The 21,284-nt window shown below is 53.2% G+C and carries 14 protein-coding genes and 1 other RNA gene; 6 read left to right on the top strand and 9 right to left on the bottom strand.

Features of this window, described 5'->3' with window-relative positions:
• The first annotated feature begins 250 nt into the window (after nucleotides 1–250).
• From GRX64_RS00675 to GRX64_RS00655, 6 genes are all read left to right on the top strand, one after another.
• Nucleotides 251–1,015, top strand: coding sequence for a type 2 periplasmic-binding domain-containing protein (locus tag GRX64_RS00675; RefSeq protein WP_166263261.1), 765 nt, complete (start codon nucleotides 251–253; stop codon nucleotides 1,013–1,015).
• 277 nt (nucleotides 1,016–1,292) lie between these two features.
• Nucleotides 1,293–2,588, top strand: a complete 1,296-nt coding sequence (locus tag GRX64_RS00670; RefSeq protein WP_166263260.1) for a tyrosine-type recombinase/integrase — start codon at nucleotides 1,293–1,295, stop codon at nucleotides 2,586–2,588.
• Nucleotides 2,578–3,225 carry a hypothetical protein gene (locus GRX64_RS00665; protein WP_166263259.1) on the top strand — a complete coding sequence of 216 codons (648 nt, stop codon included), beginning with the start codon at nucleotides 2,578–2,580 and terminating at the stop codon, nucleotides 3,223–3,225. The genes GRX64_RS00670 and GRX64_RS00665 overlap by 11 nt, the downstream gene beginning before the upstream one ends.
• 92 nt (nucleotides 3,226–3,317) lie before the next feature.
• Nucleotides 3,318–3,503, top strand: coding sequence for a helix-turn-helix transcriptional regulator (locus tag GRX64_RS19765; RefSeq protein WP_166263258.1), 186 nt, complete (start codon nucleotides 3,318–3,320; stop codon nucleotides 3,501–3,503).
• Nucleotides 3,500–4,582, top strand: coding sequence for a toprim domain-containing protein (locus GRX64_RS19760; RefSeq protein ID WP_427901634.1), 1,083 nt, complete (start codon nucleotides 3,500–3,502; stop codon nucleotides 4,580–4,582). The genes GRX64_RS19765 and GRX64_RS19760 overlap by 4 nt, the downstream gene beginning before the upstream one ends.
• Nucleotides 4,579–6,084 carry a YfjI family protein gene (locus GRX64_RS00655; RefSeq protein ID WP_166263257.1) on the top strand — a complete coding sequence of 502 codons (1,506 nt, stop codon included), beginning with the start codon at nucleotides 4,579–4,581 and terminating at the stop codon, nucleotides 6,082–6,084. The genes GRX64_RS19760 and GRX64_RS00655 overlap by 4 nt, the downstream gene beginning before the upstream one ends.
• A gap of 586 nt (nucleotides 6,085–6,670) precedes the next feature.
• On the opposite strand, the gene GRX64_RS00650 is transcribed toward GRX64_RS00655, so the two are convergent.
• The 9 genes from GRX64_RS00650 to smpB form a co-directional block, all read right to left on the bottom strand.
• The gene (locus tag GRX64_RS00650; RefSeq protein WP_166263256.1) at nucleotides 6,671–9,784 is read right to left on the bottom strand and encodes a type III restriction-modification system endonuclease; all 3,114 of its coding nucleotides are present in this window, start codon (nucleotides 9,782–9,784) and stop codon (nucleotides 6,671–6,673) included.
• A 164-nt stretch (nucleotides 9,785–9,948) separates the two neighbouring features.
• Nucleotides 9,949–11,607 (bottom strand): RNA-binding domain-containing protein, encoded by a 1,659-nt coding sequence (locus GRX64_RS00645; RefSeq protein WP_166263255.1) that lies wholly within the window; start codon nucleotides 11,605–11,607, stop codon nucleotides 9,949–9,951.
• Between the two features lie 11 nt (nucleotides 11,608–11,618).
• Nucleotides 11,619–13,721, bottom strand: coding sequence for a site-specific DNA-methyltransferase (locus tag GRX64_RS00640; protein ID WP_166263254.1), 2,103 nt, complete (start codon nucleotides 13,719–13,721; stop codon nucleotides 11,619–11,621).
• A gap of 10 nt (nucleotides 13,722–13,731) precedes the next feature.
• Entirely contained in the window at nucleotides 13,732–14,514 is a 783-nt protein-coding gene (locus tag GRX64_RS00635) for a DUF4391 domain-containing protein (RefSeq protein ID WP_166263253.1), read from the bottom strand.
• Nucleotides 14,511–17,783, bottom strand: a complete 3,273-nt coding sequence (locus GRX64_RS00630) for a helicase-related protein (RefSeq protein ID WP_166263252.1) — start codon at nucleotides 17,781–17,783, stop codon at nucleotides 14,511–14,513. The genes GRX64_RS00635 and GRX64_RS00630 overlap by 4 nt, the downstream gene beginning before the upstream one ends.
• A gap of 84 nt (nucleotides 17,784–17,867) precedes the next feature.
• Nucleotides 17,868–18,050, bottom strand: a complete 183-nt coding sequence (locus tag GRX64_RS00625) for a FitA-like ribbon-helix-helix domain-containing protein (protein ID WP_166263251.1) — start codon at nucleotides 18,048–18,050, stop codon at nucleotides 17,868–17,870.
• A gap of 473 nt (nucleotides 18,051–18,523) precedes the next feature.
• Nucleotides 18,524–18,888: a transfer-messenger RNA gene (ssrA, locus tag GRX64_RS00620) on the bottom strand.
• Nucleotides 18,889–18,982: 94 nt separating this feature from the next.
• On the bottom strand, nucleotides 18,983–20,398 hold the full coding sequence (locus GRX64_RS00615) for a wax ester/triacylglycerol synthase family O-acyltransferase (protein WP_282433917.1): 1,416 nt from the start codon (nucleotides 20,396–20,398) through the stop codon (nucleotides 18,983–18,985).
• 236 nt (nucleotides 20,399–20,634) lie between these two features.
• Nucleotides 20,635–21,117 (bottom strand): SsrA-binding protein SmpB, encoded by a 483-nt coding sequence (gene smpB, locus GRX64_RS00610; protein WP_166263249.1) that lies wholly within the window; start codon nucleotides 21,115–21,117, stop codon nucleotides 20,635–20,637.
• Between the last annotated feature and the right edge of the window lie 167 nt (nucleotides 21,118–21,284).

Below are 21,284 nucleotides of genomic sequence, written 5' to 3'. Positions count from 1 at the left end.
TGACCCGGTTGGTCACCGTTCGCAAAGAATACCAGGTCTCACACTGGCCTGCAGCCCACAGTCAGCGACAACATAGCGAAGCCATGCCCAGCGATGTTCCCTGTCACTATTTCTATTCCAATCCTGCTGGGATTGATTATGATAATGCCAACGTCACAGAAACAACGCGCAGTGCTGTCACTGGAGTCAGGTTATCCCTTCCTTCTTCCGGGTTATTAAGACATTAACCCCCGGGTTGCAAGGTGTCTCAATGGGCGCCTGGTTACTCTGGATATTGGCTGTGTCCGGCGAGAGCCACGGGGAAACACTCACTGTGCTGGCGCCGGATCTGCCAGGGACCTCGGAGGCCGGTGGTGTCGGCCGGGATGCGGAAACCGTGAAGCGAGTGCTCCAGCTTTGCGGGTACGAAACGACTTTTATTCTGCAACCCTTCGGCCGGCACATTCTCACCTACACCAAATCGGCTGTGGCGGCCGCCGTCATGACGGTACCATTGCCCCGGCAGCTTGAAGGAGCCTCCACCGCCGCCTATATTTGGTACCAGAACGGCGCAATCTACGACTCCGCCATCACCCCACACATTGCCAGCGTTGAGGACCTTTACGGGCTGAAAGTCGTGACCTTCAAAGACGGTGTCGAACTGCTCGATATCAGCGACATCGAGTCACGCCTGGGCGACCTGCTGGAAATCTCTGACCAGCGAGTGCACTCCCGGCTGCTGATGCTACGCCGGGTGGACTCGATACTCGCAGACGGGCTGATTGTCGCCAAAGTGAATCAGGGCATAAGGGAACAGGAGGGCAACAGCCGGCTTTTTCTGGACGAATCCCAACTCCGATTTGCCCCCATCTTCACCCCCTCGCCCTTCAAAATGGTCTTTCGCGATCCGCTCTTGGCCAAAGCCTTCGATGGATGCTTCGACGAAGCCTATAAACAGGGCATCATCGGCGACATCAATGAAAAATACATCAGCCCGTATCAGCACGAACTTGGGTTTCGGTATCTGGGGTTTTAGTGGGAGATCGGTCAGTGGGTCAGGGGTGTGTTGTGGATGGCCTGACTACAGCGAAATAGCAAATGGTCAGATACAACAAAGCCGCTGGTTTCAGCGGCTTTGTTGGTGGTGGTTGGTGGAGACGGCGTCCACCATGTCCGCATATCATTTCATATCACTCCGTATTTTTTTAACAGTAAAAACAACTGTCTATAAAATATTTGTGTCTCATATAGTATCAGGCAGTATCATCTGATGTTATATTTTTGGATGGGATATTGGATGGTAAGGCTTGGTGATGCCAAAAGTTGCAAAAGAGCTCAGTGCTGCAGAAGTCCGGCGACTCGAAAAACCTGGTGCACACGCTGTAGGAGGGTGTGCCGGCCTCATGATGGTCGTAAGCAAGAATAAAGGTCGTTCTTGGATATTACGGGTGAGAGTTGGTGAGCGTCGTCGGGATTTTGGTTTAGGAGGATTCCCCACTGTTGGTTTGGCTGAAGCTCGTGATAAAGCTCGCGCTTTACGGTCCAAACTGGATGAAGGCATAGATCCAATCGTTGAGCGAGAAGCAATAAGATCTGCCCAGCTAGCCGCACAGGCAAAGAACTTATCTTTTGAAGATGCGACGCTCAAATGTTTTGAGGCTAAGGAATCCGAATTCCGGAGCGTTAAACATCGCAACGATTGGATGTCATCAATGATTCGCTATGCTTTCCCTCATATTGGAAAGATAGCCATTTCTGACGTGGAGCTAGTCCATGTGCTGAAAGTGCTAGAACCGATATGGAAAACACGCACAGAAACCGCGACTAGAGTTCGTCAGCGTCTAGAGAGCGTATTAGCGTGGGCGACGGTGTCGGGACATCGGCAAGGTGAAAACCCAGCTCGTTGGAAGGGTAATCTCGACGCTGTCTTGGCTAAGCCCTCAAAAGTTAGAAAGACTCAGCATTTTCCTGCATTGCCTTGGCAACGAATTCCAGAATTTATGGCGGATCTCCGAACAAAGGAAGGGATGGGAGCAAAAGCTCTGGAGTTCGCGATCTTGACCGCTGCACGATCGAAAGAGGTGCGAGAAGCTCGCTGGGATGAGATCGATTTGGAGGCTGGTGTTTGGACGCTTCTCGCCGACAGAATGAAAAATCAGAAAGCCCGTCGTGTTCCGCTTTCTGATGACGCCTTGGGCTTATTGAAAAAACTTCCTCGCATGATTGGTCAGCCGTGGGTATTCCCCGCTCCTCAGGGCGGGCGAATTAGCGATGTCACGGTTCTGGCTACGGTTAAGCGTATGCATCTCGCAAGCTTGAAGGCCGGAGGGTCTGGATATACCGACCCCAAGAATCAAAAAGTGGTTGTTCCGCATGGGTTCCGGAGCAGTTTCAAAGATTGGTGTCGAAATATGACTCACTTTCCAGATGAGGTGAGTGAGCTGGCTTTAGCCCATGTGAGCAGTGATGCAACACGCGCGGCTTATGCGAGAGATGAGTTACTGGAGCAACGTGCCCAGTTGATGGCAGATTGGGCTTCATACTGTTCTGCTGCAGAAAACGACAACAGTGTTATTCCAATTCGAAGGGATATTTACAATGGGTCCTGATTCAGGGCGGGACGCATTCAAAGCAGAGATGAAGCTGCGACTCTTAGAAAACGACCTCGAGGTTTATGCAGATCCATTGCCTGGAGACCAAGAAGATTCTCTTGTGAGAAAGGAGGTCGAGCATGTCTCCGGGCCGGTTGCTGGGCGGACAGTGGCCGCCCTCGTCCGCAGGTGGCTCAAAGAGCGGAATCCTCATTATTTGGATTGGGCACTAACATATTGCTTTCAAAGGGGAGTGCCATCGACCGACACGTTATGGCGATTAGCCTGTACCCAGGCCGTGCGTCGTCATGGGGGTGAGGAGGCTTTAGGCAGCCGGGTTAAGATTCTCAAGGATCATGCGAAGGAGAGTGTGTTGCGATTGATGGTAAGTCTTATCTACGTGGGCAAGACGCTAGAACAGTCTTCGCGCTTGGCTGCGAATGCATACCGGGAGCTTTATTCGGATTTCAAACCATACAAAGCGAGCAGTCTTCAGCAGGAGTATCTCAAGCAATTTCGTCAAACAGGAAGAGAATCTCAGTTTTTTAGCGTTTGGGATAATCTCGGTCCGCATAAAAGTGGACAAGAAGTGTGGCTGCAGGTCGCTGAATTGATACCTGAAGTCGAAGATGATTTAAAAGGAGAAAGGCGATAGGGGAAAATATTTCTGAAATTTCTTCCCCTCCAATCTGAAACATCGCCCGCCAACATGCTCTCGTGATCCCCAGTGATACGAGGTGCATATCAATGAAAGAGCAGACTTTCCTAACCGTCAGACAAATAGCTGACCGTTATTCCATTTCCGTACCCACTGTTTGGCGTTGGAGTCGTGAGAATCGACTCCCAGCGCCTTTCCGCTTGGGTCCTGCCTCGACTCGATGGCGACTTTCTGAAATCGAAGCTTGGGAGAAGAAAAAGGGGGATTTGGCATGAGGGTGGCAATACAAAATTCCAGAATCGACGACCGTCAACAATGTGATTCACAGGTAGTGAAAACTGAAGGCGCCAGGCCGCAAGTGGACATTGTTTCGGAGATTAGACGAATTGCCACCTGTGCTCTTCAATTTTCGGAAGTGCTGCTCAAAGAGTGGTTGCCTGATGGCAGGCTAAAAGGCAGAGAATATTGGCCAACTAACCCTACGCGAGGTGATAGGACGCCTGGGTCGTTTTCTATCAACACAGAAACCGGCCAATGGTGCGATTTCGCGAGTCAAGATGGAGGGAGAGATCTCGTCGGTTTGCTGGCATACCTTCAAGGCGTCCAGCAATCAATCGCTGCTCAAATGATTGCTCATAGACTTGGGATACCCGGTCTACAGGGGGGCAGTCATTCACGGACTTGGTGTGCGCCAAAAGCCGAAATAAGGGCATTGGAGTTGAAATGCGAGGGTGCTCGCCGTAGGCGTTACCTCGAGGCTGAAGCACGGCGAGTTCGTAATCAAGCAGCTCATAGGGCCCGTTTTTGCTGGCGTCAAACCGTCACCGCGAGTGCTGACCATGCCTATTTAAGGGCGAAGAATGTAAAGCCACACGGCGTCCGTCAGATTGGCGAGGTGTTAGTTGTTCCTATGTATAAAAATGGAACGCTCGTTAACCTGCAGAAGATTTGGCCGGATGGAACTAAACGTTTTTTGGCTGGGGGGACAGTAAAAGGGAGCTTTGCAACTATCGGTGCGATCCATGAGGCTGGGCACGTTTTCTTAGTTGAGGGTTGGAGCACTGGAGCCACGATTCACGAGATCTCTGGCCACCCCGTTGTCGTCGCAATGAATTGTGGCAATTTGCTACCCGTTGCTCGTGTATTGCGCAGTCGACTTGCGCCGAATGTGGGCGTTGTCCTTGCAGCTGATAACGATCGGTTCACTCTTAAAAACCCAGGCTTAACCGCTGCGTGTGAGGTTGCGCGAACATTAGACGTCCGTCTGGTCTGGCCGGAGTTCCCCTGCAAAGGTTGTCGTTGCACTGATTTTAATGACCTGGCGGCATGTCTACGCGTGGGAGCGGTCCTATGAACATTCTGTTAAAGGAGCTTAGTTCATATTGCGCAACTGAAGAGCCAGTGCCTCTGCCTGCAGGACTCCCTCCTGTTGATGCCCTGCTTCCAGAAATGCTGCCTGACGCGATACGCGGTTACGTAATGGATGTGTCGACTCGGCAGCAATGCCCTCCTGACTATTGTGCGGTAGCTGCGATTGTAGCGCTTTCGGGAGTCTTAGGTCGCAAGGCTCTCTTGCACCCTAAACAAAATGATAAAGATTGGGTGGTCACACCCAATCAGTGGGGAGCATTAATTGGCGGACCTTCAGCCATGAAATCGCCAGCTTTGAAAGCCATGACGTTTCCTTTGGAAATAATCGAAGCAGACTTGAGGGAAAAATATGAAAACGCGGTTGCAGAACATGAGTTCGACTCAGAAATAATCGAGATGGAGCGTGCCGCGGCTAAAAGAAGTGCCAAAAAGAAGACTGAAAACGGTGATAGAGAAGGGGCACGTCAGGAGTTACGGAAAGTAAAGAGCGCAATAGGTCCAGGTAAATTGGGCCGGCTAGTCATCAACGACGCAACAGTGGAAGCGCTGGGTGAACGGCTGAATGAAAATCCCAATGGCTTGATCCTCATCCGCGATGAGCTGGCTGGTTGGCTGGCGAAAATGAATTTCGAGGAATATGCCGCTGATCGAGCCTTCTATTTGGAGTGTTTCAACGGAGATGGTCGCTATACCTACGATCGAATTGGTCGGGGTACGATAAACATTCAGCACTGCAATCTGTCCATTGTTGGTGGTATTCAGCCGTCTAAAATCGCGCCGATTGTCAGAGGAGCAGTAAATGGAGTGGGTGATGACGGTCTAATCCAGAGGTTTCAACTTGCCGTTTGGCCTGACTCGTTAAACGGTTGGCACTGGATCGATCGTCCCGCAGATGTATATCGAAAAGAGCGTTACCTCGAAATATTTAAATACCTTCATGCGCTGGAATCTAATGATGCGACTGGAGAGCCCATATGTTTGCACTTCACAACTGAAGCTCAGCTGACATTTATTAATTGGATGGAAGAACTCCACACTGAGGTACTTAAAGGAGAGTTGCCCTCAATTCTTGCGTCTCACTTGTTGAAAATGCCTAAAACAATCTGCGGCTTGGCGCTCTTATTTGCCCTCATCGATGGCGAGCACGATCAGGTTGGCCAGGATTCGACCGATAAGGCGCTGGCCTGGGCAAGTTATTTGCGAAGCCACGCTGAGAGACTCTACAGCGTTGTGAGTGATGCAGGGATAGCAGGGGCTAACCTCATTTATAGTCGACGTGACAAATTACCTGACCCGTTCACGCTAAGGGACGTTCAGCGAAAGCAATGGACTGGATTGAGTGACAATAGGTCAGTATTTGAGAGTCTCGAGGTATTACTTGATCATCGATACGTTCATGAGCGGGAGTTTATGGGCCCCCAAGGCCATCATAAAAAGGAGTACCACTGGAACCCAATGCTGCTGAGCAATGGAGCGCGTGAATGAATCTGGCTGGGGCAAACCTGCCAAACGTACTGGTTTATCTACTGACAAGACTGACAAAACCAATCTTGTCAGTCTTGTCAGTGAGCACCTTGGTGGATTTCACGAAAATACATATTCGGATATGCATGCAAGGACTAAGTTGAGCGCCCATGAGGAAACTTTATGAGTACGAATCCCCGTAAATTTGAAGGAACAAATATCGTTAGGTTGATAGTCAGCGTTGAACAGGAGACCGTGTCTGCGATAGATACCCTAATGCACTCCGGACGTTTTCACGGGCATCGAAATCGAGCAGAGTTTGTTCGTCGGGCTATCGAAAATGAGCTGGCGCGATGTAAGTAAATAGTTTCTGTAAATAACGATAGTGATAAAGGGGCGCGACATTGAAAACCATGAGGTTAGACGCCTCATGGCTCATTGAACTAGAGTGAATCAACTAGCCCACTAAATCTCACCCATGACGGTTTCTGCCATTAACTCGGCTTGCTTGATAACCATCTGTGGAGCAGTTTCTTGGGCGTCGGGAGGACAGCCACGGAGACCGTCAGGCAAAACACGCAGCTTGCGATTAGGCCGTAAACACAGCTTACGACTGTCTAGGGCCAGTCCCACCCACCACGTCCATAAGCTTCGCATAGTCAGTCACGACATCATACTTCACCTTGTCTTGAGCGACCTTCAGATTGATCTCGTCGAAAAACTTTCTTGCACATTCGATCTTGGTCTTTTCGATTTCCCGCAGTTTCATGGACGACATCGAGCCTTTGGTCTCAGCGACAAAGTAGATGTGCTTGATGTTGTCAGCCTGGAAGGAGATCGCCCAGTCTGGATTGTAATCGCCCACGGGGGTAGGAATCAGAAAGCCTCTCGGCAGCTTGGCGTAAACCACCACTTCACTGCTCGTATCCAGCTCATTAACGAAACGGCGCTCGACCTCCGAATCCGTAATCGCGTAGTCATATACGTGGTTCTTCAGCTTCTCCGTGGCACGGGAGAAATCCTGGCCGGTCTGGTTGGCGGTGAAGATATCCACATCGTAGCGCTCATCAACTTCATTGTAGGCCAGGCGCTCAATCACCATTGCCGCTTTTTGTTCCGTGATAAGTCGTGAGGCTTCGGCAATGAAGTGTTCCGGGTTCTGGCGGAACTGGTTGAACACGGCGGCCTGAATGCCCTGCAGAATGCTGGCGGCGGTCCCGCGGGTCAGGTGGGCATTTTCTGACACCTTACCCAACAGGTCATACCGGACCCTTGAGTGGATCGAGTCGCCGTACTCGGTCGCCGTTTCTTCGACCTTGAAGCCATCGCCCTTGCGCAATTGCTCGTCAGTCAGCGCATCTTGCTGAATACCCTTCTGTACGGTGTACTGCAGGGGCGTTACGCGCAGCTCCTTGTCCAGCGTTGCAATACACTTGCGCACCAGTTCCACGGAGTCAAAGTCGACGCGATACACGGCCTTGCGGTTGATTCGCTGCCAAAGCGCCTGAAATTCCTTCCTGTCGAAGTTGGCATTGAGCGGGTTGGTCTTCGGTTTGCGGCCATCCTCGATTTTGGGTAGCTGGCCTTCACTGAACACGGTGTCGATCAGAGCGAATACCTGGTCAGAATAGGGCTTCAGATCTTCTGGGAGCTCGGCTATTGTCCCTGCCGCTTTAGCTTCATGGTACTTGTCGAGAATATTTTTTTGGCGGTCTACATATCCGTTTTGCACCAGATAAAACTCGATGCCTGCGCCCATATCTGCACTAACCTCTACCTGACCTTGCTCAGTGTTCAGCACCTTGCCAGTAAAGAAAGCAGCTGTCGCCTGTCTTGGCCGGGCACTCAGATTTTCACTGATTTCCTGTTGTAGCCCGGTAACGAAATCCTTGTAGCTCTCACTGGCGATCACCGTCAGTACGTTGATGTCATGAACGACGGCAGGGTTATCCATGCGGTCGCCGTGCCTGTCGACCGACAATCGCAGGCCGCGCCCCACCTCTTGGCGCCGGGATATCATGTTGTCGCTGTGCTTAAGCATGCACATAATAAACACGTTGGGGTTGTCCCAGCCTTCACGCAACGCCGAGTGGGAGAAGATGAACCTCGTAGGTTCCTGGAAGGAGAGCAGGCGCTCTTTGTCTTTCAGGATCAAGTCGTAGGCGTCCACATCGTCGGAGTCGACGGCCTTTTTTCCCAGAGCAGGATTCTTCAAACGATTGGTCTTCTTATCAATGGCGAAGTAGCCATTGTGAGTGCTGGCTGGGTCAATGCCCTCCAGGTACTGGCGGTAGGCCTGATTGTCTATGGCCAGTTCAGACAGGTATTCATTCTTCAGTAGCTGATACTCTTCCTCAAAGATGCGGGCGTACTCGCCATTGTCATCTTCCTGATCGTAGTCACGATACTTGGCCACCTCGTCGATAAAGAACAATGACAGTACCTTGATGCCCTGCCCGAACAGCTGTTTCTCCCGATCCAGATGCGCCTTGATGGTCTCGCGGATCTGGATACGACGGATGTCGCCTTCGGAAACGTCGCCACTGGCCTCTCCAGCCGTGAGCACCAGCCCATTAGTGAACTCCACGGTGTCGTTGGTAGCGTCAATCTGGCTGATGGTGAAGCCGTCCCGGTATTGATCCAGTTCACCCGATTCCGCAAACAGATCATCTTTAAACCGAAGTCGCCTGAGCTGACGCTTGATCTCACCGGATTTGAGTTTTACTTCCAGCTCTATGCGCGCAACCGGTGCATCCTTGGAGATGTCGATACCTTCAAGATAGAGGTAGGCGTTGGTGCCGGCCAGGCCACGTGTCTGGATGCCACGTACAGCGATCTTTTTGACCAGTTTCTGGTTGTAGGCGTCCAGGGCATCCAGGCGGTGAATGCGGTTGTGCTGGGTACGGTGAGTGGCCGAGTAGCGGAGAATCGCTAGCGGCTTAAATTGGGGTAGGGCCTCCATGGTGGCTCTACCTTCCATCTTCTGCGGCTCGTCCAGAATCAGGATGGGCCGGTTTGCGGCAATGACATCGATGGGTTTCCGTGACTGAAAGTCATCGAGCTCGTCATAGATACGCCTGTTATCGGCTCCTCGGGCGTTGAAGGCCTGGATGTTCATAATCATCACATTGATGCCGGCGTCGGAAGAGAAGCTCTCCAGCTCATGCAGCCGCTTGGAGTTGTAGATAAAGAACCGTGCCTTTTTACCGTAGCTCTCGGTGAAATGCTCAGCGGTGATCTGCAGCGACTTATACACGCCCTCACGGATAGCAATCGAGGGCACCATGATGATGAACTTGCTCCAGCCATAGCGCTTATTCATCTCAAAGATGGTCTTGATGTAGCAGTAGGTCTTGCCGGTGCCGGTCTCCATCTCCACGTCCAGATGGATGCGTGTGGCGGCCAGGGCATCTTTTTTGTAGGCGGCCTTAGCCGGTACACGGTTGTTCTTGGAGTCGTAGGTGGTGAAGTCCGTCAGTGACGATGATGTCGGGAGATTCTGCCGACGCTGAACGGCCTGAATGTTCTCTAGTACTTGGGTTTCACTTAGTGCCAGGTCGGCATTCTTGAAGCCCTCCGCGTCAAAGGCGCCAGTCTGAGCCTGTTGGCCGGGGTCGATACGGTAGGCCAGGCCGTCACGCATAGGCTGACCGGCAAAGCAGTCCACCACGGATTCAACGGCATTAGTTTGGTAGGCCTGGGTTTTGAATTTGAGCTTCATTCGCTCAGTGCTCCCGATAGTTTGTTCCGCCGGAAATACTCACGGCACTTCATAAATATTCTGCATTCTTTCTGCAATGCGCGTGACTAAAGAAAACGCAGATCTTTGAAAAATATACAAATACTCTGATCGCGAGCATGAATCCCTGGCGTTTTATTCTGCATTTAATCTGCACACCGCCACACTGGGACCTTCTTGGATCCCTCGTTGTAAATCCGGCCAGATCGCCTCAACTTCGTCAGCAGGTTGCCGATCTTGCGCTGCTTCTGTTCCGGGGTCAGCGCATCGCTGAGCTTGTCGACCAGTAATTTATCGATATCTGCACGGCTTGCCTGGCCGGACTGTTGGAGATAATCGGTGACCAGCTTGGCGTAAAACTCATCATCCTGAGCGCGAGTACGGATGTAATCCGCCATGCTCCCAGTCGCCTTGGCCACACTGGCCGATACATGGAAACGGGGCTTACGACCTTCAATCAGGCCGGCGCGCTTCAAGCGGGTCACCGCCTCGTCCGGTATCGGCAGCTTTTTCTGCACCCGGTCCAGCGCCAGTACATCCGCCAGCGGCAGGTCGGTTTTCTGGATCAACAGGCGGCTATAGGCCGGGTCAACCACACCACCATAGATCGTTAGCCTGACCGCACTGGGTTTCTCCAGGTCGTAGTCTGGCATGGGGAAATAGCGCCGGGCCTGACGGGCATACATGTCGTGAATGCCGTAGCCCATGGTATCGATCATGTTCAGCTCGGACATGGCCTGGGCAAGAAAGGGATTGCGGTAGCGGTGGGGTGTGCGATTGCCCTCAAGGTAATCACCCGGCGTGCCTTCGTAGAAGTTTCCTTCATTCTCAAAAATCAGCCTGTCGGACTGTTCGATCACCACCACCCGACCATGGAGGGTGTAGTCCTGATGAGCAATGCAGTTATGCAAGGCTTCCAACACTATCTTCTGGTCGTATTTGGACACCTCAATCGGCAACAATTCATCTTCTGGTAGCAGGCGCAGCTGGATATTACGGATGCATTGATACAGCTGGGTGGTAGTCAGCAGAAAGGGCGGAGCAAAGTGCTGATAGGCCCGCTCTGCGCCCTCCAGCTTCCAAGTCATCTGCGCCGGGTGTGGCGACAGGTGCCAAGCTGCCTCGGGCTTGCCCAGCAACAGGAGTGCAGTTCGGGTGATCTGACCGTTTTGGGTGACCCGTGCTCGATCAAGAAAGGTTGGCAACGGCCAGGCCATGACTTCCTCGGCATTAAAGCGGTTGGCATACTTTTTTGCGAACGCCTCCCGTGCTCTTGCAAGAGCCGCCTCGTCCAGATCGGTCAGGCTGGCGGCCGGCACCAATTGCGCGCTCCAGTCCTGAGCGAGAGTTTGCTGACGAATTTCGTCCAGCTTGTCCAGGCTGAGGGAGACCAGACTTTCCCCGGCCCGGGCGTGGTAGTGACCCTTCCAGGAGATTGGAATGCCCCTCGGCGCCGCGGGGATTTCAAACAACAACACCCGCCCATCTGCGTGTTGTAGTTCATGGATATCACGAAAGGTAATGCTGGGCTCGGTACTTTGTGCCACCTGCAACTTCAGGCTATGCAGCCGCTCGGATTCGCTGCGGTAGTTTGTTCCCACCACCTCCCGGGTCTTGTTGCTCACGCCAAACACCAGCCAGGCACGTTCCAGCCCCCGCAGGTTGGCTTCGTTGCTGAGGGCAGAGAAATACGCACCAATCTTGTTGGTGTCGTAGTCATTGCCCGCTTCCTTGAACTCGGCCACCTCGTTTTCCCAGGTGCGGATCAAGCCTTCAAGCAGCGTGTTCAAGGCTGATTGGTCCATGCCGTAATTCCTTAAAGGCTTCTGACTTCGGTGCTGGGCGAAAGCTGGCGGAAAATCTGCTCGACGTTGATTTTCACCGCATCGGAGACAAAGCCATTGTCTCGAAATACCACTCGCAGTGGCTCGTGCTTGGCCAGCTCTTTAACCAGATTCTCGGTGACGCCGCTGTCGAAACAAGCGACCAGCGCATTGTCATCGACGAAAAAAACGGTCTTGTCGTGCAGGGTTTCGCGACGAATCGGCAGGGTAAGATCTACACCCCAGTCTACGAGCACCTGGAACAGTAGATCCTCTGGGGTCCGGTCGGGTTTGACGTTGTCCACCGCTTCTAGCAGATCACCCTGAGAGAGTTCGTCGGGGCGGTAGTAGATGTCCTTCATATTGGAGGAGTCGACCTTAAGGACGCGGAAGCCGATATCTTTTTGCCAGCCGGGATCACAAACGTCGGCAGCAGCGGTTTTACCGGCTTTTCTAACCCGTTCTTTTGAAACTTCGGAAAGAACTAATGGTCGCTCGTTCTTCTTCATTAGCTTCATCGCGGCCTGAACTGTTTTCTTGGCGGTCCCGGTCGTCGTGGCCTCTGCCTCCTTCAAATCCTCGGGTAGCTGAACCATGATGAACCGATGATTTGTTCCGTAGGTTGCATTGGCCTTGAACACTGCCTCGGCTGTGCTGGCTGAACCTGCAAAGAAATCCAAGATCAAGGCAGAGCGGTCATTCGGCGTTGTATACTCTATAAGCTTCGCCAGCTCCTCATGATCCTTTGGGTTTGTGAAGACTTTTGCGCCCATCAGTTTGCGGAGATATTTCACCGATACCTGAGACTGCTTATAGAAGTACGAGCCGCGTACCTGCGTTGCGAACTCGGTTTCGTCGTTGCCCTCATCGTCAATGTCATTCGAGTCAGCTTGACTACCATCTGCTTCCTCTGGGATCGGTCTGATATGCGCTTTTCGAAATGGAGGCTGAGTATGATCTTCGCGAAATTCGACGAGACCGAGCTTGATCTGCCGTTGCATCTCCTCTGGCGATGAATACCTCCAACCTGCTTCTGGAACTTCACATGGAAGGCCGGTATCAGGGTGGATCACATCGTAACGAGGTCCGTCTCCGCCTGGCCAAGAGATGTCGCGGTCTCGCCATGGACCATGTTTGTCAACACGCTTGTAGCGCGCCCACTTTTTAGCAGGATGAGACTTGGGAAGGTCAGAATACCACTGTGACAGGTCCGCCTCTATGGCCTTGTAGTCCTCTCCGTGGATACCGCGAAGGCGCAGAAACTCTTCCCAGATTTCCCTCGCACCGGGTTTTTCTTCTCTCCAAACCTCTTTCTTCTCCCGTAGGTGTGCGACGTTCTTTGCATAAATGATGATGTATTCGTGCCCAACGGAAAAGAATTTGGCGTCGTTCTTTCTGCCTTTCTCCCAAACAAGCTGTGCAACGAAGTTTTTTTCTCCGAACACCTGATCCATCAGCTTTCGCAGTGCTGACTGCTCAGAGTCGTCAATGCTGACCATTATGATCCCGTCATCCTTGAGCAGTCGTTTCGCGACTGTCAGTCGTGGGTAGATCATCGACATCCAATCGGAATGATATCGGCCACGGCTCTCAAAATTCGCGACGAGGCGTCCCCCGCTATCGCTCCTCGCGCCTGACTGCTCTTCAAACTCCCGCACCGACGTTGAGAAATCGTCTTTGTAAATGAAGTCTTTCCCAGTGTTGTAAGGTGGGTCGATGTATATGAGCTTCACCTCTCCAAGATATGTTTCCTGGAGAAGTTTTAAGGCCTCCAAGTTGTCGCCTTCGATGAACAGGTTCTTCGTGGCATCGAAGTCGACACTTTCGTCGATGTAGGGTCGGAGAGTGCTTACAATCGGAGTATTTGCCGTGACCAACGACTCCCGCTTCCCCGGCCAGTCCAACCGATACCGTTCCTGCGGACCTTCTACAACAGAATCACTCAGCTCCTGCCGTAGCTGATCAAAATCCACAGCCAATCGTGGCTTTCCCGTTACCTCATCACGAACTTCCGTCACACAACCGGGAAACAGCTCCTGAATCTTTGCAATGTTCTCCTGGCTCAGGTCGGGGCTGTGCATTTTCAATTTGTCCATTACATCTCTCTCAATAACTTTTGGAAGCGCCTTGCCGTTGCGTCAGCCGCTCCAGTTTCTGTTTGGCATCGCGCAGCTCGGCGTTGATGGCCACGCGCTTGTTGAATTGTTTCTCACGACTCAGCCTTGCATTGATCCGCTGAATCTCTTTCTGCTGTGCGGCTATGGCTTCAGCCAGTTCGATGCGCTGCTCCAGCGTCACTCTGTCCGCTTGTTCGCTTGTCGCGGTCACTGAATAAATAGCCGCCGGTGGCTCTCTGGCTTCAGATACTGAGCTCTGCTCTTTAACGCGTGTAATCCCATCCTGCACGAGCGGCCCCAGCAGTTGCTCGTAGAGGCTGCTCATATCCAATGCTACTGGCAAGGGTTGGCGTGTTGTGTGTTCTGGCTGCCAGTCGGTTTCAAAATAGTTGCCTATCCGCCAGCGGCTGCTATCGCCTTCGCTTTTCTGAGAACGCGAGCTTTGCTTGTAGGCTGCTGCGACCTTAATACGGGTGCCTTGTATCAACTCGAAAATCAGTGGGAAGGGGATTGCGCGGTCAATGGCCTTGAGCACACCCCGATCCAGCTCGGCGCCCTTGAGCGTGACACGAAACACCTGAATCTCAGTGACTGTCTTAGTGGCGGGCAGGTTGACCGTCTCCGGGGCCAGTTTATAGGCCCAGGTAATCTGCTCCACCTGCTGTACAAACCGCTCTTTCAGGGCGCTCCCAACGGGTCCGCGCTCGTATATCTTGCTCTTGGGCACTACACGGTCAAAGGCCGCTTTCTTTGGCCAGGCAAACAGGGTCATGCACCTTGCCTTTCGATGACCAGGAAGGCAATGAGTTCGAAGTCATCCAGCCCTTTGATGGTATTGGTCAAAGCAGTGGTGCGGCCACCACCGAACAGGCTGTCGATGTCTTTTTCGTCTTTAACGTCGATCATGCTGCGGATGGCCTGGCTGAGCAGATCTGAGTAGCGCTTCATGTTGCGCCCATCATCCGTGTGTGCATTGAACTTGTGGCACAGGTCGGGAATCGGTTCTACTTTGCCTTTGCAGCTGCTACGGACCAGGTCGAGCAAGCGCTTGACTTCGGTGTGGTCTGCGACCACGTCACCGTCGTCGCCAATATACACCAGGTAATAGGGGTGCAAGCGATTCTGCTGGTTGACGTTGACACTGTCGTGGATGTTTTTCAGGGCGAAGATGACGCCGGGCTCTATGCCAAGTTGCGGTTGGGCTGGCACGAGAGCGTGCATACCGTAGGGCACGTTTTCCAGCTCGCCGTGCTCTTTAACGTAGTTGAGTAGGTCCATGCGGAAGTCATTGAGGCCCAGGTCGGTAATCGACACACCGGCTTTGACGTCTTCCAGTTCAATCACTTCCTCCTGCATGCGTTTGAGCTGCTCTTTCCGGTAAGCAATTTCACTGGACTTGGCCGTAAGCACGTTGTCGTCACCGGTGGCGGTTACATCCGCAATCACCATGCGGTTTTCCACCCGCTCCTTCAGGTTGATGTACTCGTCCAGGCTGATGTCCGGCCAATAATTGACCAGCTGTATCTGTTGGTTGGGCGAGCCGATACGGTCGATCCGGCCGAAGCGCTGGATAATGCGCACGGGGTTCCAGTGAATGTCGTAGTTGATCAGGTAATCGCAGTCCTGAAGGTTTTGACCCTCGGAAATGCAATCAGTACCAATCAGAATATCCAGTTCAGCCGGCTCGTTCGGGAGTGCGATGGCCTTCTCCTTGGAGCGGGGCGAGAACAGGGTGAGCAGGCTCTGGAAATCGTAAGCCTTGTGCAGCGTTGACTTGGGCGCGGCCGATCCGGTCACTTTACCGACGTGAAGCCCCAATTTCCGCGCCATGGGGGCCAGGTTGTCATAGAGGTAGTCGGCGGTATCGGCAAAGGCGGTGAAGATCAGAACTTTGCGGTTGCCGGGGTTGAGTGGATTTTCGAGCTTATCATTGATCAGTTTTAGCAGGTGTTGGAGCTTGGCATCATCGGCCGGCGTCACTTTGCGCATGGCTTCCAGCAGCCCGTCGATCAGGAGCAGATCGGCATCCAGGTCATGACGCCATGAGGGCAGATCCATGTCGGCGAGGCTGATCTGTACTTTTTTGCCGACAGTGAATTCGTCCAGCCCGCTCAGATCTTCGTCATCACTATCAAAGCCGCCCGGGTTATCCAGGTAGTCACCAATTTGAATCGCCTGGCCACTGGACTCAAACCCCTCTATAGCATCCAGGGTGCGGGTGATATTGGCTCTGAGGGATGCCAGCGTTAATCGAAAGGCTGCGACAGAGCTTTCCAACCGCTTGAGCAGGTTGGTTGTCATCAATGCCTGCAGGCTGTGTTCGCGATCAGCCTGGCGCAGCTTGCCTTTACCACCCTCGACATGGGTGTCATACAGTTCTTCGTATTTGCGGATGCGGCTTGGCAGGATGTAGCTAATGGGCGCATACACGGCCAGTTTGAGCAGGGATAGCTCGGTGAAAATATGGTTGAGGTCGGCGACATCCGTGCGCTCAGTAATCGGACAATGGAACGATAATGGCTTGCGCCGTTCTGGAAATGGCCCGATATCCGTGGTGTCGTAGAAGGTCTGGATGTGCTTCCGTGACCGGGCAATGGTTACGCTGTCCAGGAGCTCGAAAAAGTCGAAATCCAGAGCCCGCAGGATGGTGGCTGCCGTGCGCTCTTCCGGTGGCAGTGCGGACCACTCGTTAAATGCCTTTTGAGCCCGACGGAAGATCTCTTCGACGCTGGTTTCAGTTTTTAGGTGTTTGCCAAGTGTTTCCGATTGTCCCTCGTATGCCAAAGCCAGTTGGTTACGCAGATCGTTGAAGCGATTGTTGACCGGGGTGGCTGACAGCATCAGCACTTTGGTTTTTACACCGGCGCGGATGACTTTGTTCATCAGCTTCTGGTATCGCGTTTCCCGGTCTTTATAAACGTCGTTATTGCGGAAGTTGTGGGACTCGTCGATGACGACCAGGTCGTAGTTGCCCCAGTTGACTCGGTTCAGGGGAATGCCAAAGGATTCCCCGCCAGTGCGTGAAAGGTCGGTGTGGCAAAGCACATCGTAGTTGAAGCGGTCTTTGGCGAAGATGTTCGTTGTGAGATTGCTGTTGAAATTCCGCCAATTGTCCGCGAGCTTCTTCGGGCACAGTACCAATACCGACTTGTTGCGGAGCTCGTAGTATTTGACTACCGCCAGGGCAGTAAACGTCTTACCCAAGCCGACGCTGTCCGCCAGGATACAACCGCTATAAGTTTCCAGCTTGTTGATAATCCCGGTTGCGGCATCTTTCTGGTAGTTGAACAGTTTGTTCCAGACAAGACTTTCACGGTATCCCGTGAGGTCGTTGGGCAATACGTCTTCATCTACATCTTCCAGGAAGTCGTGGAAGATATTGTAGAGCATGATGAAGTAGATGCGCTCGGGACCGTTCTCCTGGTAGACGGACTCGATGTGGTCGCAAATCGCATTAGTAACGTCTTCAACCTTATCGGGGTCGCTCCAGATTTGGTCGAACAGTTGCAGGTACATTTGCGCGTGGGCCGGCTCGTCCATGCGGGTAACGAAGTTGGATACAGCGTTGCCCTGCTGATATCCCAGATCCACGGCGGTAAAGCCGTTGACCGGCATGTAAGCAACACGGCTATCGCCCCCGGTCACGTGGACAAAGGACTGCATGGGGGCCTTCGTTTTATTGGAGCGAAACCTCGCTTTTTCGCGTATCCATTGAGCGCATTCCCGAGCCACCGCCCGCTGGGTGAGCTTGTTACGCAGCTGGATTTCAAACTCGGTGCCGTAAAGTCCGCTCTCACGCTGGGATTTGGGGATAAAGAACTCCCGGCGCTCTTTTTTAAGGCGGTCGGTCACCTCGGTGGGTACAAACGTGGGCGCGGTGAATACGAACTGCAGGCTTTCCACATCAGCCAGCTCGGCCTTGAGTGCCTCGAATGCGTATATAGAGAAGCAAGAAGCCGCGATTTTCAGGCGGGCACCCGGTGTGATGGTTTCTTTTAAATCATCACCCAGCAGACGGTTGATGTTGTCGATCATCTTCAAAATCTGCCCTCCTATGGGCATGCCGGCTCGATTTACTGTTTTTCTATTTAGGTGACCCGTCTCTTTGGACCGCCAAGGACAATGCTACTGAGCTTTGACCATTTCACTGGTGACCGCCTTCTCGGGTTGGTTCGGGTCACCGGCCAGCACAGCATTCTTCAGAATCGCTCGGGCTTCTGCTTCCATGCTGCGGCCGTTGATGGCTGCTTTCACACGTAGAGCCTTATGGACTTCTTCGGGTAGATTGCGAACAGTCAGCATCGCCATCGCATTGGCCTCCTATGCATACACTGCATGCAGTGTAGGTTGCTGTTTTTGCGTGGGCAAGTGATGGCAAAATCTTGCGGGTGTCGGCCTATCTTTAAAAGCAGAAAGGATGATTATTTCTCGAATGGGTGGTTGGGAATAGGGTAACGGGCTGGCTGGCCGCTTATGTGACAGAGGCTAAATAGGAACTGAAGCGATCTCGAGTATCTCATGTAGTTCACCTAGAGTCGCAATTAGAGCGGAATTTTGCTGGCGATCAGCGGCACGAAAATGAGCGCCACGGGAAATAAAGTGATGATTTTGAGACAAGTATATGCGCGACCCAGAAGGATTGAGGGCTTAGGGGATTGAGTTCGTCCGTTTAGGACCTTTTTGGCATCTTTGAGGACTAGAAACTGCCATTTTATTTTGGATGGTATTTTGGATGGTAAAACAAAAAAAGCACCCTTAGGTGCTTGATTTGTATCTATGTTTGGTGGAGACGGCGGGAATTGAACCCGCGTCCGCCAGTACTCTGCCTCGAGATCTACATGCTTAGCTTCCTTCTATTGATTTAATCTCAAACGACCCGAAGGTCAGGGTGTAAGAGACGAGTTCTTTAAATCTTAGTCGTTAGCCAGTGAACTCTGGATAACGAAGCAACCTGTAAGCGATGACGTCCTGAGATGTAGCTTCTGGGTTACAGGTGCCCCAGTCAGGACGACTAGCAGCTTACGCTGCTAGTGAGTAGTTTTCGTCGTTTGCGACTATTAAATTGCAGCTTTGGATTAACGAGATTGGCTGCCATCTCGACATGCACCCTAGGGTTCGCAACCAGCGTCGAAGCCATGTCGTCCCCTCACCGACAGTATATGCGGGCGGCTGGGGCAACTTCAAGGTATAACCCGCAGCGTTTCGCGTAGACGGTTGCGGATTACACCTATTTTCCCGGATTAACCGGCGTGTCGCCGCCGGAAGTTGCCCTCGGCATCCTGCAGTGTAAGCGCGTGCTCCCGCAACCGCTGGAAACTGTCCCGGAAGTGCCCCATGATCTCGACGGGGTTGGCCCGGATGCTCTTATCCACGCTCATGCCGAATTGCACGGTGCCGGCGTAACTGAAGATGCTCATGCCAATGCCGATGCCTCCGGTCTGGGGGACCCAGAACATGGGCTGCTTGAGTTTGACCCCGGCCAGGTAAACCGGATTCTTCGGCCCGGGTACGTTGGTCAGTACCGCCGAGGCCTTTTGGCTCAGTAACTTGAGGGCGCGGCGCTCGAGCGAGTCAGGGCCGCGACCGAACAGTTCCAGCAGGCTGTAGGTCACTTGGGCCTGGTAGGAGCGTTTGAGGCGGTTCATGTTTTCCTGAACCTGGCGAAAGCGCATGAGGGGGCAGTCCACCTCGACTGGCAGTGTGACGAGTACCAGGCCGAACCGGTTGCCTAGGGTCTCCAGCGGTTCTCTCGGGGGGCGCAGGTTGAATGGCACCGCTACCCGAATGCCGCAGTCCGGAATGGGTTCACCGGCCGCTTTGAAGTGCCGGTGCAAGGCGCCCGCGGCGGTTGCCATCAGGATGTCGTTGACGGTGCCGCCCAGTGCCCGGGCACAGGCCTTCACGTCAGCGAGCTCCAGCGGGTCGGCCCAGGCCACGCGCTTGCGGCCGCACAGTTCGGTTGTCAGTGCAGTCTCAGGCTCGGCTGGCAGCAGGGCGAGCTTCAGGCAGTCGAAAGCTACTTTGCCGGCGGTGTCGGCCAGCTTGAGCGGCGAGCGGACGTCCTGAGGGATTGCGCTGCTCAATCGTTTGACCTGATGCACGGCGGTGCGGCCCAAGCCGGTTACACGGGCGGCCAGGTCTTTCAATGTATATCTGACCGGTGCACGCGGTGGTTTGATCGGAACCAGTTGGTAGATTCGCGCGTCGCCCGGTTCTGCCGTTGGGTCGGTCAGAGACAGCAGTACCCGAACCAGCGAAATGCCATCGGCAATGCAATGGTGAATGCGGATCAGCAGGGCGCAGCCACCATCGTAATTGTCGATATAGTGGATTTGCCACAGCGGATGGTTGAAGTCCAGGGGCGTGCTGTTGAGGTCGCTGGTCAGTCGTTGCAGGCTTTTTTGGTCGCCCTTGCCCGCGAGGGCAACCACGTGGAGGTGGTTGTCCAGGTCAAACAGCGGGTCGTCGTGCCACTCAACCCGGCTACCCCGGTCGACAATGCGTTGTCGAAACCGGCGAAAACTGAGAAAACGATCGTGCAACACCTGCTTGAGGCGAGCAATTTTAATCGGCTGCTCAAAGATGAGCACGGCGGAGATCATCATGGGATTTTCGACGCACTCCATCCTGAGCCACGATCGGTCGACTGCGGCCATTCTGGTGTACTGAGACGTGTCTATACTTAAGTGTGCGGTACCTAAAGAGTTCATGTATCCCTCTCTTCAATCCATGAGTGAGAGAGTGAGTCAGGCGTTTTGATACATCAGATACGGCAGGAAAACGCGCCCCCACCCGAGACGAAAAAGTATAGTCCTGTCATGGATGCTCGCAAAGAGGGGACATCGGCTACACGTAGTGTCTCGTCAGGGTAATGCGCCAAACAGTCGAGACATTAGGACGCGTTGGTGTCACGGAGGATGCGTTGCTTCTGGCGGTTCCAGTCGCGTTCCTTTTCAGTAGCGCGTTTGTCGAATTGTTTTTTACCTTTTACCAGTGCGATCTCGCACTTTACCTTGTTCTTTTTCCAGTATAACGCGAGCGGCACACAAGTGTGACCAGTTTGGTTGACCAGCGCGATCAGTTTGCTCAGTTCTTTGGCGTGCAGCAGCAATTTGCGCGTGCGGGTCGGGTCCGCGATCACGTGGGTGGATGCGGTGGTCAGCGGCATAAAATGAGAGCCCAGCAGAAACGCTTCACCATCTTTGAGCAACACATAGGCGTCAGTCAGTTGGCCCTTGCCGGCACGAAGGGATTTCACTTCCCAGCCAAGCAGGACCATGCCCGCCTCAAAGCGTTCCTCAATGTGGTATTCGTGCTTGGCTTTTTTATTGAGGGCAATGGTGCCGCCCGAGTTACCTGATTTCTGCTTGCTCATGGATGCCTGATCTGGGGTTGCGGAATAAGGCGCGGGATTCGTGAATTCCGCTGTAAAAACGCGCATTGTAGCGCAGTCCTACAGGGCTGGTCACGAAATCGACGTTGATCGCCAATTAACGGGCACCTTGCTTTCGGCTACACTGTTAGCTGTTTACGACTCGGGAT

Source organism: Marinobacter caseinilyticus, from assembly GCF_011074955.1.
In the GTDB taxonomy this organism is placed as follows: domain Bacteria; phylum Pseudomonadota; class Gammaproteobacteria; order Pseudomonadales; family Oleiphilaceae; genus Marinobacter; species Marinobacter caseinilyticus.
This window is presented reverse-complemented; position numbering and strand designations above follow the sequence as displayed.